The sequence below is a fragment of the Arcticibacter sp. MXS-1 genome (assembly GCF_041902385.1).
In the GTDB taxonomy this organism is placed as follows: domain Bacteria; phylum Bacteroidota; class Bacteroidia; order Sphingobacteriales; family Sphingobacteriaceae; genus Arcticibacter.
On the sequence record NZ_CP169244.1, the window covers coordinates 1,325,839 to 1,340,845 of the forward strand.

At 46.1% G+C, this 15,007-nt stretch carries 13 protein-coding genes and 1 pseudogene; 7 read left to right on the forward strand and 7 right to left on the reverse strand.

Features of this window, described 5'->3' with window-relative positions; genetic code table 11:
* Window positions 1-37: 37 nt before the first annotated feature.
* From ACES2C_RS05625 to ACES2C_RS05635, 3 genes are read right to left on the reverse strand one after another with little or no spacing between them, the layout of a single operon-like run.
* Window positions 38-1,879 carry a M1 family metallopeptidase gene (locus ACES2C_RS05625; protein WP_374166018.1) on the reverse strand — a complete coding sequence of 614 codons (1,842 nt, stop codon included), beginning with the start codon at window positions 1,877-1,879 and terminating at the stop codon, window positions 38-40.
* 23 nt (window positions 1,880-1,902) lie between these two features.
* A complete protein-coding gene (locus ACES2C_RS05630; RefSeq protein WP_374166019.1) occupies window positions 1,903-3,153 on the reverse strand; it encodes a carboxypeptidase-like regulatory domain-containing protein in 1,251 nt (416 codons plus the stop codon).
* A gap of 1 nt (window position 3,154) precedes the next feature.
* Complete coding sequence (locus ACES2C_RS05635; protein WP_374166020.1) at window positions 3,155-3,736, reverse strand: RNA polymerase sigma factor; 582 nt, start codon at window positions 3,734-3,736, stop codon at window positions 3,155-3,157.
* 211 nt (window positions 3,737-3,947) lie between these two features.
* On the opposite strand from ACES2C_RS05635, the gene ACES2C_RS05640 reads away from it, so the two are divergent.
* Entirely contained in the window at window positions 3,948-4,673 is a 726-nt protein-coding gene (locus ACES2C_RS05640) for a DUF4197 domain-containing protein (RefSeq protein WP_374166021.1), read from the forward strand.
* 13 nt (window positions 4,674-4,686) lie between these two features.
* Here ACES2C_RS05640 and ACES2C_RS05645 read toward each other — a convergent pair whose 3' ends face one another.
* The 4 genes and pseudogenes from ACES2C_RS05645 to ACES2C_RS05660 form a co-directional block, all read right to left on the reverse strand.
* Entirely contained in the window at window positions 4,687-5,673 is a 987-nt protein-coding gene (locus tag ACES2C_RS05645; RefSeq protein WP_374166022.1) for a YihY/virulence factor BrkB family protein, read from the reverse strand.
* Window positions 5,674-5,762: 89 nt separating this feature from the next.
* Window positions 5,763-6,974: an alanine dehydrogenase gene (locus tag ACES2C_RS05650; RefSeq protein ID WP_374166912.1), complete on the reverse strand. Its 1,212-nt coding sequence runs from the start codon at window positions 6,972-6,974 to the stop codon at window positions 5,763-5,765.
* Between the two features lie 46 nt (window positions 6,975-7,020).
* Window positions 7,021-7,443, reverse strand: coding sequence for a tRNA (adenosine(37)-N6)-threonylcarbamoyltransferase complex ATPase subunit type 1 TsaE (tsaE, locus tag ACES2C_RS05655; protein ID WP_374166023.1), 423 nt, complete (start codon window positions 7,441-7,443; stop codon window positions 7,021-7,023).
* An 81-nt stretch (window positions 7,444-7,524) separates the two neighbouring features.
* Window positions 7,525-9,077, reverse strand: a pseudogene (locus ACES2C_RS05660) (PglZ domain-containing protein).
* Between the two features lie 106 nt (window positions 9,078-9,183).
* On the opposite strand from ACES2C_RS05660, the gene ACES2C_RS05665 reads away from it, so the two are divergent.
* From ACES2C_RS05665 to ACES2C_RS05690, 6 genes are all read left to right on the forward strand, one after another.
* Complete coding sequence (locus ACES2C_RS05665) at window positions 9,184-10,446, forward strand: HD domain-containing protein (protein ID WP_374166024.1); 1,263 nt, start codon at window positions 9,184-9,186, stop codon at window positions 10,444-10,446.
* A gap of 46 nt (window positions 10,447-10,492) precedes the next feature.
* The gene (lpxD, locus tag ACES2C_RS05670) at window positions 10,493-11,536 is read left to right on the forward strand and encodes a UDP-3-O-(3-hydroxymyristoyl)glucosamine N-acyltransferase (protein ID WP_374166025.1); all 1,044 of its coding nucleotides are present in this window, start codon (window positions 10,493-10,495) and stop codon (window positions 11,534-11,536) included.
* A gap of 15 nt (window positions 11,537-11,551) precedes the next feature.
* Window positions 11,552-12,961 (forward strand): bifunctional UDP-3-O-[3-hydroxymyristoyl] N-acetylglucosamine deacetylase/3-hydroxyacyl-ACP dehydratase, encoded by a 1,410-nt coding sequence (locus ACES2C_RS05675; RefSeq protein WP_374166026.1) that lies wholly within the window; start codon window positions 11,552-11,554, stop codon window positions 12,959-12,961.
* Window positions 12,958-13,740 carry an acyl-ACP--UDP-N-acetylglucosamine O-acyltransferase gene (gene lpxA, locus ACES2C_RS05680; protein WP_374166027.1) on the forward strand — a complete coding sequence of 261 codons (783 nt, stop codon included), beginning with the start codon at window positions 12,958-12,960 and terminating at the stop codon, window positions 13,738-13,740. The genes ACES2C_RS05675 and lpxA overlap by 4 nt, the downstream gene beginning before the upstream one ends.
* A 64-nt stretch (window positions 13,741-13,804) precedes the next feature.
* Entirely contained in the window at window positions 13,805-14,365 is a 561-nt protein-coding gene (gene efp / locus ACES2C_RS05685) for an elongation factor P (protein ID WP_374166028.1), read from the forward strand.
* A gap of 72 nt (window positions 14,366-14,437) precedes the next feature.
* Window positions 14,438-15,007: a 5-formyltetrahydrofolate cyclo-ligase gene (locus ACES2C_RS05690; protein ID WP_374166029.1), complete on the forward strand. Its 570-nt coding sequence runs from the start codon at window positions 14,438-14,440 to the stop codon at window positions 15,005-15,007.

Consider the following 15,007-nt stretch of genomic DNA (forward strand, 5'->3'; position numbering starts at 1 on the left):
CAGTCCGGGAACCCGGTAGCAGGCGACTTCTGCCATTTCACCTTAGCAAGGCATCCACCGTGTTATATGAAACAGAGTGGTAATTACCTCTTGCTGTCTTATAGATCTCCCTGGCCCAGGCCTTACCCGCTGCTGTCTTCGTCATCTCCTTGTACAATGGAATCAGAAACTTCCGCCTTCCTACAGTTGTCAGGAACCGTTCAACAGCTGGATACGCAGCTCTATACTGATGACGAATGGCAACTTGGTACCACGCGCACTGAATTTCAGCGTTGCCGGATGAAGTAAAGCCAAACTCCTGGTCGAGCGCCGCCATATCAGTCGTGATTAAGTTTGAAGGCAGGCCCTTAACTAAATACAATTGTTCATTTGCAGTTGCTACTTTTGCTTTTAGTCCAGGTACTTTACCCCCGTCATGTGTAATGTTTCTAAGGATAGAATCGATCATTGTGAACCTCGCCGATCCAACACGTGGTGTATTCGGCGGAATTCCTGGCTCATATACCCAATCATGGACTTTAACCCTGGCCCGAAAGCTCTGATCTTTTAAAAGTGCACTGTCGAGCTCATTCAAGAAATCCTCAGTCGTTATGGACCTAAAAGCATGGGATGCAAAATACCTTTTTAAAAAGGCGTCAAATTTAGGCCGGCCCACTGCACTCTCTATCGTCTTGAGGAAAAAATACCCTTTTTCGTAAGCGATGTCAGTCATTCCGTCGTCTGGGTTCCTTCCTGCATAATTCCCCTTAAGACGCGTGTCCGCACTATTCGGGCCGAGGTCTTCAATGGTCTCCTTTAAACTTGCCATACCCAGAACCTCCTGCATCCTCGCTTCCTCTGTCCCGTACACCTCTTCAACTATGCGCCTTTCAAAATAAACAGTGAATCCCTCATTAAGCCAAAAGTCGTTCCATGTGGCATTGGTAACCAGATTACCACTCCAACTATGCGCGAGTTCGTGGGCAACCAAACTGACCAAAGACCGGTCTCCCGCTATTACCGTAGGGGTAGCAAAGGTCAGCATCGGGTTCTCCATGCCTCCAAACGGAAAACTAGGAGGAAGAACAAGTACATCATATCTGCCCCAGCTGTAACTGCCATACAGTTTTTCGGCAGCTTCAACCATTCGCCCCATATCAGCGAACTCCCAGGCAGCCTTCTGGAGAGTTACGGGCTCAGCGTAAATACCAGTACGCTGGTCAATGGCCCTGAAGCGCAGGTTGCCGACGGCAAGGGCCATCAAATAAGACGGAATGCGCTTGTCTTGCTTGAAGTGATAGACGCCGTCAGCTGACACTTTCTGAGGATTACTGGCGCTCATTAAAGCCATCAGGCCCCGGGGAACAACGACAGTAGCGTCATATGTGAATCTGATACCCGGACTGTCCTGACATGGAATCCATGTACGGGCCAGTATGGCTTCGGATTGAGTATACAAAAAAGGATAGTCTTTACCTGCTGTCTGCTGAGCCTTCAGCCATTGCAGCGCTTCTGCTTCCCTGGAAGAGGCATACCAGATCACCACCTTCTTCGTGCTCGGAGTTATAACAACCTTTAAAGCTCGTCCAAGGAATTTTTGCTCAGGGCCTAACTCATACTTTCCCTCATGGCCATCTACAGTCACTTTCTGTATCTGCAACTGCCGCGTATCGAAAATTACTGTGTCGCTTTTCGCGATATTCTCTACAGTCCACTCCGCCTTACCCTTAATAACCCGCGCTTCAAAATCAACCGTCAAACGCAGATCGAGATGTTTAACCGCGACATGAAGAGGCCGGGAGAATGAGTGAGGATCGGTGCTCATTCTTGACTTGCTCGCCCTTAGATCCAACTTACAGCCGACAAAGAGTAAGCCAGCCAACACAAGAATATATTTCATTAAAAAGTCTCGCTAATTTTTCCTTACTTCCCAAAAACGATGGTAACTCTACCCTCCGAGATGTCCTTGCCTGATGAGGGATACCACGCAGGGCCTTCCTCAATTAAACGGATTGCCTCCTTATCGCATGCCTCAGACAATCCCTTGACGATCTTGAAATCACTCAAAATGCCACTCGAATTCACATTAAAAGAAACCGTAACAGTACCTTGTCGGTCGGCATGTGTACCCAGCCTGTTGTTTGTCTTGATATATTGCCGGTATTTCAGCCATCCTGGAACCGGCTCTGGCTTACTAAATTTCCTGACCGCACCTGCTCCTGCCATCTCAGAGCCTGCTTCTGCATTTCTTTCCGCTTCAAGAGCAACAGTAAGGGCCTGTCCTGCCCGGACGCTCCTCACTGTAGTGACATAACCCGGAGATGAAAACCGCACGTCTGTATCTGTAGAATCAGGAAGTAAGAACTCACCGTCAGTATTTGTAACGGTTCCTTGCTGCTTCCCCTCGGGTATTACTGACACACCCGCTAACGGAATGCTCTTCCCCTTTGATATCACCTTACCGGTCAATAATTTTAATCCTCTGCCAGCAGCAACATCACTAAGAGATCCTCCCGTTACCTGTTCTGCCTCTGCCATTGCGTTTACACGACGACCAAGAGAGTCAGCAAGAGGTACCGCTGTACTCCGGAGCGTAGCGATTGGCCTGTCACCCTCCAAATCATTTACAACAGTATTTCCGCCAGTAGCATTAGGCGCATGAGTGCCCCTGGACATCCCCAGACGGTCGTTCGGGAGTGTGTTCACCGGACGCTTCAGCAAATCAGCATCCCGTCCATAAGCAACTCCTGCTATGCTGAGCGATTCGCTTTTACCGCTTTCGTCCAACGGGGATTCAAAATCAAGTCCAAGACTGTCCGCAGGTGTGAGCTTCACGTCCACTTGCTTGTGAGAAGTGAGGCGGCGCTGCCCCTTATCTGCTTTCATCCAAAACAAAATACCAGCAGACAAGAACAAAAGGCCTGCAGCAGCCGCTACGCTTAGACGCTGCCAGGTAAAATAGAATCGGTTCTTATTTTCCTGCTGGCGAGCAATTCGTTCTTCCAGCTGCTTCTGAAGTATCGTGAGCTGTGAAGAAGCCGACGTTTCAACCGACGAATACCCCTCTAACGCCTCAGCAAGAAAAGGATCTTCAAGCGCCTGCTTTTCAAGTTCATGCATTGCCTTAGGATCCAGTGTTCCCTTTAGGTACTGTTCTATGTGGCTATATTTCATTTTATTCGTTTCCACTTCTCTTCTCCATACAAATCTTAAGGTTCCTCTTGCCGTTCTGGATATAGCTCTTGACCTTATTCATGTCAAACCCGGTGATTTCTGACACTTCCTTATAACACTTCTCCTGCAAGTAAAAAAGATTGATGCTTATGCGCTGCTCCTCAGGTAAGCTCTCCATACAGCGTTCCATCACATTCAATGCCTTCTCATTGCTTTCATCTATAGAAAAATCGCTTCCACTATACCCTGCCAGATAGCTGTCTTCCGCCGGAATAAAAACTGCTTTTGAATGAGTCCGAAGCTCCATTAGACAATAGTTTCGTGTCAGGGTATAAAGCCAGCTCTTGAAGCTGTTCACCTCATGCTTCTGCAACTTGTCAATCAGCTGTTCAAAGATTTGCATGACGGCATCTTTACTTGCATCTTCGTCTTTAAGATATTTAAGGCACAATCCATACACCAACGGCATATACGACTGATATAAACGGCCCAGAAGCTCAAGATTGCCTGTTCGTCTGAAGCCAGCCAGCAACTCCGACTCATCTTCACCGGGGCGATAATAATTCTTTTTGATAAACTTCAAGGCGACGTTTCTATAAAATCGTTATCCAGATGTGTTAACATCCCTCTTACTAGATGCAAAGGCATCGAATTTCCACACTTCAATAATAATTATTTTTACCCGCTTTTCGAACAATTACTTCCCGGGGGCTGAAATGCGGACTAAAATTGAAGGCAGACCAGCTATAGTTACTATCTTGGCAGAAGATTTGCTGATGGCAAAAGAAAAGTTAATGAGATATTCCTGTATTCTATTTTCGCTGACTGCGGCGCTTTGCCTTTCCAGCTGCGAAACGCTCAACCAAACGGCCCAGGTATTAAATCAAGGTCTTTCAGTGCCTGGGGCAACAGAAATAGCCTTGGGTCTTAAACAGGCCCTTGAGGCTGGGACGAACAATAGTACTGCAAGGCTGCATACCAAAGACGGTTTTCTGGGCAACAAGGCTCTAAAGATTCTCTTTCCGCCTGAGGCTCAAAAAGCTGAAAATACACTTCGCAAGCTCGGGCTTAATCAGCTTTGTGACAACGTCATAATTAGTGTAAATAGAGCCGCAGAAAGTGCAGCAGCGGAAGCTAAACCGATCTTTATATCGGCAATAAAACAGATGACGATTACCGACGCAACCAATATTTTGCTAGGGAAACAAAACGACGCCGCCACTCAGTATTTTAAAAGGGTCACATATGCCCAGCTGTCCGATAAATTCCGCCCTGTTATTCAGAAAAGCCTGGGGCAGGCGGGAGCTACAAGGTACTGGGGCGATGTGGTTTCCAGATATAACAAAATACCTCTGGTAGAAGACATAGATCCGGACCTTTCTGGGTATGTGACCGGCAGGGCTATTGACGGCCTCTTTTCAGAAATTGCAAAAGAAGAACTAAATATCCGGCAGAATATTGCTGCCCGTCCTACAACCCTCTTGCAAAGGGTCTTTGGTTACGCAGATAAACAGAAATAGGAGCGGCTCTCTTCTATACGCTGCCCGAATCACCCGGCTTTTCCCGGCTATCTTCAGGGCAATGCCCCCGGGACGGCAGCTCATCAACATCCACCTCTTGTTCGGTCTGCACAACATGGACAGCATACGGAGATGGTCGTATGGCAGTCCCAAACTTCTCAGCGTAAACCTGCGTAAATTCCGCGCCGAAATAGAGTATCGCAGCAGTGTAATATACCCAGGTAAGAATAACGACGATTGACCCGGCTGCTCCAAAGGTGGAGCCTGTGCCAGCAATTTGCATATAAAGTCCGATCAGGTACCGGCCCAGCATAAACAACAAAGCCGTCGCAAATGCACCAACACGCACATCCTTCCACGAGATCCGTACGTCTGGAAGGAATTTAAAAATGATTCCGAACAACAAAGCTATTATTATGAACGTCAGGATAACGTTAAACACGAGAACCAAAATGACTGTGACTTCCGGAACGAACCTTTGCAGGTAGTCACTGATACCAGCAACGATGCCATTGATGATGAGAGAGACAATGAGGAGGAAACCGAGACTTATAATCATTGAGAATGAAAGCACCCTGTTGATGATAAGCTTTTGGAGTCCCCGTTTGGGTTTTGGTCGAACCCTCCAGATAATGTTCAATGTATCCTGTATTTCGGTAAAAATAGCGGACGCACCTATTAACAGGACGATGATACTAATGACGAGAGACAGCGTGGATTTTCCAGACAAGGCGCTCTTTTGGATAAGCAGCTGAAGCTGGATTGCTGCCTCAGGGCCAACCAGTCCTCCAATCTCTCTAAATACCCTACCCTGGATGTCACCCTTCTCGTAAAATAAGCTTGCCACCGAGATAATGATCACAAGCAGCGGAGATAATGCGAAAACCGTACTATAGGCCAGAGACCCGCTGTACTTCATTGCCTTGTCTTCGCCAAACGCCTTTCCTGCTCCAATAATCACATGCCCCAGATCCTTAAAATATTGCTTATCTAAACGCATACATTTTATATTTCATCATAAGAAAGAAATATAAAAGTAAAAGTGTTTTAAGATTTTGTATAAAACAGCTGCCACATGCAGCACAGCTCCTATCTGTGGGATATGATCAGCAATTCGAGATCTCTGGGAGGAATATTAAACCGCTCGGCAAGGTCCTTATTCGTCAGGTGACCCTGATAGAGATATGTTGCATTTCTGATCCCCGGCTTTTCCCAAATGACGTTCATAATTCCCCCCATTTCTCCTATGTCCATTAAAATTGGCGTAAAAATGTTGGTTAAAGCATAAGTGGCCGTACGAGCCACCCTCGAGGCTATATTCGGCACGCAGTAGTGGATGACGTCGTATTTTCGGAAAACCGGATGAGTATGATTGGTTATCCTGGAAGTTTCAAAACATCCGCCCTGATCAATGCTCACGTCGATAATCACAGAATTAGGTTTCATTTTACTCACGGTCTCCTCTGTGATGATACACGGGCTCCTGCCATGGAGCGAGCGAATTGCGCCTATCACCACATCACAACTGGTAATTGCCTTATTAAGAACAATAGGCTGTATCACCGACGTAAATACCCTGTTCCCGATATTATTCTGCAGGCGGCGAAGTCGGTAAATAGAACTATCAAAAACCTTTACCTCAGCGCCCAGCGCTATTGCTGTCCGCGCCGCATACTCCGCAACAGTACCTGCTCCCAGAATAACAATCTCTGTGGGAGGAACTCCTGTAATGCCGCCAAGCATCAGCCCTTTTCCATCAAACACATTGCTCAGATATTCAGCCGCGATTAGGATAGATGTCGCCCCAACTATCTCACTCATAGAACGAATGACTGTCAGGATACCGCCCTCGTCCCTTAAGTATTCATACGAAAGTGCGGTGATCTTTTTCTTCATCATTGCTTCCAGGCTCTCCGCTTTTAAAGATCCCATCTGAAGCGTTGAAAACAAGACCTGATACGGCTTCATCATCGCTATTTCGTCCTGTGTAGGAGGACCGATCTTAACAATTATATCCGAGCGGAATATTTCCTTCTTGTCATATATAATATGAGCACCTTGTTCACTGTAATCTTTATCCGAGAAATTAGCGCCCAGTCCGGCGCCCGCTTCAATCGTTACTTTATGTCCGTTATTTACGAGCAGCGCAACGGATAAAGGGGTAAGTGCAATCCTATTCTCCTGGAAAGACGTCTCCTTCGGAATCCCTATTGCAATGCTGTTTTTTCTCGTTTTAGTTTCCAGCATTGCCTCCTGCGGTTGTATCAACGCTTGCTTCGCAATGTCAGACAATTCACTCATCATTAGATTGGGTCTATTAAGTTGCGTTCATTAAAAATTAAAACCTTTAAATACCGACCCTGTCAACCCTTACTATCCGCGTAAGACCAAAGTCAACGGTAATTGCCACTTCAACATAACTCTCCGGAAGCAGGTTCGGAATTTTCTCCGGCCACTCTACAAAGCAATAATTTCCTGAATAAAAATAATCCTCGTATCCCAGATCCATCGCTTCACTCTCATCTTTCAAACGATAAAAGTCAAAATGAAAGATAACACCTCCTCCTGACTTATACTCATTAACGATAGAGAACGTGGGACTCGAGGCGGTATCTTCAGAGCCGAGTAATGCGCACAACTGCTTAATAAGTGTCGTTTTACCCGCTCCCATTTCTCCGTAGAAAAGAAACACCCTGGCGTCTCCTGCAAATAAGATAAGTTCACGTGCAACAGCAGGTAGTTCGCCCAGATGTGAAATCCTTAGTTCCATTGTACAAAAATAAGACAGAGTAACAGGAGTACATAAAGATTATAATTTGTTTCTTTTGCCTTCCTGTCGCTCGTTGATACCCTATCGGGGACTATACACCACGTAGGGAACGATCATTTCTTCAAGTGATATTCCCCCATGCTGAAAAGTCTCGTTATAATAATTAACGAAATGGTTGTAGTTGTTAGGATAAACAAAATAACTGTCCTCCTTAGCAAAAATGAAGCTTGAACTGACGTGCAGTTTAGGCAGAAAAGCCTCATGAGGATTCTTTATATGGAAAACCTCTTTTCCCGCAAAGTTCAGATTCTTCCCTTGCTTATACCGAAGATTGGTATTCGTATTCCTGTCGCCGATTACTTTGCTCGGGTGCTTTACCCGTATGGTTCCGTGATCAGTTGTAATCACGAGCTTTATATTCTTCTGAGCCAGCTTCTTCAAAAGCTCAAGCAGAGGTGAGTGTATGAACCATGACAAGGTAAGCGACCGGTATGCTGCCTCATCGTTTGCCAGTTCCCGGATCATTGCCATATCTGTCCGTGCATGAGAGAGCATGTCAACAAAATTGTAAACAACTACGTTAAGCTCATTACCCATCAGATTATTGAAGTTGTCTACCAGCTCTTTCCCCTGCTCGTACGTCAAGATCTTGTTATAAGAATATTTCAGTTCCCTTCTTAATACCCGCTGGATCTGATCTGCAAGGAACTGCTCCTCAAACAAGTTTTTGCCGCCTTCATCTTCATCATTCTGCCACATCGTCGGAAACCTCTTTTCCATGTCGAGGGGGAGCAACCCAGAAAAAATGGCGTTACGGGCATACTGTGTAGCAGTAGGCAAAATGCTATAATACGTATCCTCGTCCTCGACCCGAAAGCTGTCGTTCAAAATGGAATTGATCACCTTCCACTGATCGTAGCGCAAATTGTCAATGAGGATAAAAAAGTAGGCCTGCCCGCATCCAGTGTTGAAAAGAGCTTCTTTTTTAATAGCTGGTGCGACAGTACAGGTCCGTTCTCCGGATCTTTAAGCCACTTTAAATAATTCTTCTCTATAAACTTTGAAAACTGGACGTTTGCCTCGGCCTTCTGCATAGTAAGAATTTCGTGCATTCCTGCGTCTTCCAGCTTTTCCAGCGACAGTTCCCAGTATACAAGCTTCTTGTAAACATCAGTCCACTCCCTGAAACTCAGGTTGTCATTCAGGGTCATCCCCAGATTTCTGAAGTCCTGCTGATAGGCCATCGAAGTCTTTTCACTGATGAGCCGTTTATTCTCTGTTAATTTCTTAATTGTCAGCTGGATCTGCCTGGGGTTAACTGGCTTGATCAGGTAGTCGTCTATCTTGGAGCCAATTGCATCCTCCATCAGGTGCTCTTCCTCGTTTTTGGTAATAAGGACAATGGGTACGTCAGGATTAAGATTTTTAATTTCAGCCAGCGTTTCCAGCCCTGTGAGGCCCGGCATGTTTTCATCGAGAAAAACGATATCGAAGTATCCCGACTTAAAAGCGTCAAGTGCGTCATTACCGTTGGTTACGGTCTTCACGTCATAACCCTTTTCCTTAAGGAACATGATATGGGGCTTTAAAAAATCAATCTCATCATCCGCCCAAAGTATAGTGGTTTCAGCCATTTTAGAAATGAAATTTGTCGTTTTCTGTAGTCAAACAACCTTTAACAAACGAACCGGTTTTTTGTATTGGGGAAAAATAACAATTTTTGCGGCGGGAACATTTATCTTGGACAAGAAAAAAATAATCAACGACCCTGTTTACGGATTCATTACAATTCCGGCGGGCATCATTTTCGAGCTCATTGAGCACCCCTATTTTCAGCGGCTTAGAAACATTAAGCAGATGGGGCTGGCCTACCTGGTCTACCCCGGCGCTATCCATACCCGCTTTCATCACGCTCTGGGTGCAATGCACCTGATGGGGATGGCAATAGAGACCTTGCGGGGAAAAGGCCATAACATTTCAAAACAAGAGGAGGAGGCTGTAAATATTGCGATCCTTTTGCACGACATTGGTCACGGTCCTTTCTCACATGCACTGGAACATACCATAGTAGAGGGTATTTCGCACGAGCATATCTCTTCTCTGCTCATGGATAATCTTAACAAGGAATTCGGCAACGGCCTTCAACTGGCGCTTGAGATCTTCAATAATAGGTATGATAAACCATTCCTTCACCAGCTTGTATCAAGCCAGCTTGATTGCGACCGGATGGATTACTTAAGCCGCGATAGCTTTTTTACAGGTGTATCTGAGGGTATCATCGGTTTCGACAGGATCATTAAAATGCTTAACGTCCGCCGAAACCAGCTGGTTGTCGAAGAAAAGGCAATCTATTCGATAGAAAAGTTTCTCATCGCCAGACGGCTGATGTACTGGCAAGTTTACTTACATAAAGCCGCGGTCTCGGCAGAGCACATGCTGGTGGCAATTCTCCGTCGCGCTAAATATCTTGTCTCCACAGGAGTTGAACTTTTTTGTACTCCAAACTTTCGGCATTTCCTAACCAGATCTGTTACAAGGGAAGACTTCGAGCGTGACCCGGCTCACCTTCAGTGCTTCTCCTCGCTCGACGATTACGACATTTATACATCGGTGAAGGTCTGGGCCGGTGCTGACGATTTAATTCTTTCATACCTCTGCAAAAGCCTGGTTAAACGACGACTATACAAAACAGAAATAAGCAATGTCCCCATAGGAGAAGACAGGCTAAGGAAACTCGAAGAACTCGCCGTTAAGACTTTTGGTATCAGGCAGGAGGAAGTACACTACTTCGTATTCACTGACGTTATAATAAATAATGCATACAACGTTAACGACGGAAACATTAACATTCTAACCAAGGACGGAGATGTCAAAGATATCACCCTGGCCTCCGACAATTCAACGCTTGAGGCGCTGGCGAAGACAGTAAAAAAATACATTCTATGTTATCCGCGTGAGCTCAATGTTACTAAAAAAGAGGATATTGGCTCAGAGATGAACTAATATTTTTCAAATTTGTTCATAAATTAATAACATATAAATTTGCCCGATGCAATTTACTGCCCAACAGATCGGAATTTTACTGAATGGAAATGTGGATGGAAATCCGGACGTTACAGTAAATGAGCTGGCCAAAATTGAAGAGGCTGGTCCCGGCTCTCTGTCTTTTCTGGCGAATCCCAAATACGAGCCCTACCTCTATCAGACAGGGGCCTCGATCGTCATTATAAGCGAGGATTTTATAGCTTCTGCTCCGGTCGGTCCAACACTCATCAGAGTGAAGGATCCCTATAGTGCTTTTTCTGTACTTCTTGAGAAGTACAATACACTTAAACTAAATAAGACAGGCATAGAAGAGCCTTCTTTCATCCACCCGACAGCAAAAGTTGGAACTGAGGCATATGTTGGTGCCTTTTCCTACATCGGGAGCAACGTGGTGATAGGCGATAACTGTAAAATATACCCCCAGGTTTACATAGGCGACAATGTAAAGATCGGAGACAATTGTACCTTTTTCCCCGGCGTTAAGATTTATTACGACTGCAAGATCGGTTCAAACGTTGTCGTTCATGGCGGGACGGTTATCGGAAGTGATGGGTTCGGCTTTGCGCCTCAGGCAGATGGCAGCTATAACAAGATCAGCCAGATTGGGAATGTAATCATAGAAGACGATGTCGAAATTGGCGCCAATACTTCTATCGATCGTGCTACAATGGGCTCTACAATAATCAGAAAAGGCGTAAAGCTTGACAACCTGATCCAGATAGCGCACAACGCGGAGATCGGGACGAATACAGTTATTGCTGCCCAGACAGGCATCTCCGGAAGCTCGAAGATCGGAGAACAGTGCATTGTTGGCGGCCAGGTAGGTGTAGTGGGACATATTACCATTGCCCGGGGCAGTCAAATACAGGCGCAGTCTGGAATAAATCGCTCAATCGAGGAAGAGGGGAAAAAGTGGGCGGGTACTCCGTTTTCCAATTATACCAACCAGCTCCGGGCACAAGTAATTTTTAACCGGCTGCCTGACCTGGAGCGCCGGCTCGATGAGTTAGAAAAGAAATTACAGGAAAACTTAAATAAAAACAGTTGATACATGCATCAGGACATGAATGTTAAACAAAGAACTATAAAAGCGGATATAACGGTCTCAGGCACGGGTCTGCATACAGGCCAGCCTGTTAACATGACATTTAAACCCGCTCCTGAAAACCATGGATACAAATTCAAACGTATAGATGTAGAGGGGCAGCCCGTCATTGAGGCTGATGTAGACAACGTAACAGATACTTCACGCGGTACTACTATTTCTCAGAATGGTGCCAGCGTGAGCACGGTAGAACACGTCCTGGCCGCACTTGTCGGCCTTCAGATAGACAATGTCCTGATCGAGCTCGACGGCCCTGAAACTCCAATCATGGACGGCAGCTCCATCCATTTTATTGAAGCATTTGAAAAAGCGGGAATTGTTGAACAGGATGCGGACAGAGAATATTATGTAATTCCCAGCAACATTCATTACACAGAACCCGAAAGAAGGGTAGAAATGGTAGCGATGCCTCTGGAAGACGATTACAGATTCACCTGTATGATCGATTACAATTCTCCCGTTCTGGGAAGTCAGCACGCAGCCATCACAGGAATTTCAGAATTTAAAAAGGAGGTAGCATCAAGCAGAACCTTTTGCTTCCTGCACGAACTGGAAATGTTGCTGGAACATAATCTGATTAAGGGCGGAGACCTCAATAACGCGATAGTTGTAGTCGACAAGGAAGTGAGCAAAGATGAGTTGAAGCACCTGGCCACCCTGTTCCATCGCGAGGATATCGACGTTGCACGCGAAGGCATCCTGAACAACATCGAGCTTCGCCATCAAAACGAGCCGGCTCGCCATAAATTGCTCGATATGATCGGAGATCTGGCTTTGGTCGGTACGCCGCTCAGAGGGCACATCATGGCGGCCAGGCCCGGCCATGCTGCCAACGTTGCATTTGCAAAGAAAATAAAGGCGCAAATAAAAAAGGAACGCAGCAAGAAGACTGTTAAAGTCTATGATCCTAATATGACGCCGGTATACGATACCACCCAGATCATGAAGATACTTCCCCACAGGCAACCATTCCTGCTGGTGGACAAGATCCTTGAGCTCACAAAGAATCATGTGGTCGGACTGAAGAATGTCACGATGAACGAGGATTTTTTCAGAGGCCATTTCCCCGGCTCACCGATTTTCCCTGGAGTCCTGCATATAGAAGCAATGGCACAGACAGGAGGAATTCTGGTTCTGAATACAGTTCCTGACCCTGAAAACTGGCTTACCTTGTTTCTTAAAATAGAAAATGCACGATTTAAAGCCCAGGTGACCCCGGGCGATACGGTGATATACCGGTGCGACCTTATGATTCCGATCCGCCGCGGCATTGCACAAATGAAAGGTGTAGGTATGGTTGGTGAAAAAGTTGTAGTAGAAGCTGAATTGATGGCACAGATTGTAAAAGTTAAAAACGAAGAGCAATGATCCAACCCCTTGCATATATACACCCTCAGGCAAAGATCGCCGATAACGTGGTAATAGAACCTTTTGTTACCATTCATAAGAACGTTGAAATTGGCGAAGGTACATGGATCGGACCCAATGTAACCATCATGGATGGCGCGCGGATTGGCAAAAACTGCCGTATATTCCCTGGTGCTGTGATTTCAGCAATCCCCCAGGACCTTAAGTTTGCGGGCGAAGAAACCACCGCAGAAATTGGCGACAATACCACCATACGAGAGTGTGTAACCATTAACAGGGGAACAAAAGACAAGTGGAAAACCGTAGTCGGAAGTAACTGCCTGATTCAGGCATATTGTCATATTGCACACGACTGCTTTGTTGGTAACAATTGCATTTTTTCGAACAGCACCACGCTGGCAGGGCATATTACCATCGGTGATTATGTAGTGCTCGCCGGCTTGGTGGCCATCCATCAGTTCTGCAAGGTAGGCTCTCATGCCTTTGTGACGGGCGGCTCCCTTGTAAGGAAGGACGTTCCTCCATACGTCAAGGCAGCACGCGAGCCCTTGTCCTACGTTGGCATTAACTCTGTAGGACTAAGGCGCCGAGGTTTTACTTCTGAGCAGATCAACGAGATCCAGGATATATACCGCACGCTGTTTGTCAAAAAATACAACATTACAACCGCACTAGATATTATAGAAGCGGAACGCCAGCCGACTGAAATTCGCGACGAGATTCTCGATTTTATCAGAAACTCAAATCGGGGTATCATGAAGGGTTTCTCCGGCGCCTAAAGTGCATCGGCTGCAATCTGAAAAAAATATATTATCTTTGCCGCCTGTAATCCAAAGATTTTTTATGGCAAAAGCTTCAGATATAAAACTTGGCAACGTTTTGCGCTTCAACGGCGGATTGGTAACGGTGGAAGAATTCATACACCGCACCCCTGGCAACTTGAGAGCCTTTTATCAGGCAAAGATGAGGAATGTCAAGACGGGAAAACTGGTTGAATACCGTTTCCGCACCGACGAGGAAGTGGAAATCTGCCGCGTAGAGACAAATGACTATCAGTACCTTTACGAAGACGGCGACTTTTTCGTGGTAATGGATAATAACACATACGAGCAGTACAACATTCCAAAGTTCCTCTTTGGAGAGGCCGCCAAGTTCATGAAAGAAGGTATGAATGTAATCGTAGCATTCGAGAGCGATGAGCCGATCATGGCACAGGCTCCGACCAGCGTTGAACTGGAGATTACTTACACGGAGCCAGCGGTAAAGGGTGATACCTCAACCAACGCCATGAAGTATGCAACAGTGGAGACAGGAGTGGAGATCAGAGTGCCCCTCTTTATCAACCAGGGTGAAAAGGTACGCATCGATACAAGAACCGGCGACTACATAGAACGGGTAAAGTAAGTACTGCATATAAGTTAAAAGTTTAGGTTAAAACGGTCTTAAAGTAGATTTAAGGCCGTTTTCTATTTAGCAATGGAAGAGAAAGCGGCACTCAGGAAGCTTTATATTGACAAACGAAAAGCACTTACGAGGGACGATGTGGATTCCCTGAGTACTTCGATCGTCGAACAATTCCTTACAATGCCGCTTTCCCTTGTCCGATATCTGCACATCTTTTACCCCATCGCGGCCCGGCACGAGTTTAACACCTTGCTTCTCGCTGAAAAACTCCGGCTGCATCATCCGTCCGTCAAGCTGGTACTCCCCAAAAGCAATCTCCAACACAATACGCTCACCCATATTCTGTGGACTGACTCCACGCCTCTCTCAGTGAATAGCTGGGGTATAACCGAACCAATCGCAGGGCAGGAGATCGCTCCCCGCGACATAGATATGGTTATTGTCCCTTTATTAGCATTCGATAAGCGGGGAAACCGGCTCGGCTATGGCAAAGGCTTTTACGACCGTTTCCTGGCAGAATGCCGGCCTGACGTAGAAAAAGTAGGTGTATCCTTTTTTGAGCCGGAAGCAATAATAGCCTCCGGACCTCATGATATCTCTCTTAATCATTGTGTAACGCCGGCAACGATCTGGCACTTTTAG

Bases quoted from the DNA above. Each gene is read 5' to 3' on its own strand.
- ACES2C_RS05625 (WP_374166018.1), bottom strand. From the start codon at position 1,879: ATGAAATATATTCTTGTGTTGGCTGGCTTACTCTTTGTCGGCTGTAAG.
- ACES2C_RS05630 (WP_374166019.1), bottom strand. From the start codon at position 3,153: ATGAAATATAGCCACATAGAACAGTACCTAAAGGGAACACTGGATCCT.
- ACES2C_RS05640 (WP_374166021.1), top strand. From the start codon at position 3,948: ATGAGATATTCCTGTATTCTATTTTCGCTGACTGCGGCGCTTTGCCTT.
- ACES2C_RS05645 (WP_374166022.1), bottom strand. From the start codon at position 5,673: ATGCGTTTAGATAAGCAATATTTTAAGGATCTGGGGCATGTGATTATT.
- ACES2C_RS05650 (WP_374166912.1), bottom strand. From the start codon at position 6,974: ATGAGTGAATTGTCTGACATTGCGAAGCAAGCGTTGATACAACCGCAG.
- tsaE (WP_374166023.1), bottom strand. From the start codon at position 7,443: ATGGAACTAAGGATTTCACATCTGGGCGAACTACCTGCTGTTGCACGT.
- lpxD (WP_374166025.1), top strand. From the start codon at position 10,493: ATGCAATTTACTGCCCAACAGATCGGAATTTTACTGAATGGAAATGTG.
- ACES2C_RS05675 (WP_374166026.1), top strand. From the start codon at position 11,552: ATGAATGTTAAACAAAGAACTATAAAAGCGGATATAACGGTCTCAGGC.
- lpxA (WP_374166027.1), top strand. From the start codon at position 12,958: ATGATCCAACCCCTTGCATATATACACCCTCAGGCAAAGATCGCCGAT.
- efp (WP_374166028.1), top strand. From the start codon at position 13,805: ATGGCAAAAGCTTCAGATATAAAACTTGGCAACGTTTTGCGCTTCAAC.
- ACES2C_RS05690 (WP_374166029.1), top strand. From the start codon at position 14,438: ATGGAAGAGAAAGCGGCACTCAGGAAGCTTTATATTGACAAACGAAAA.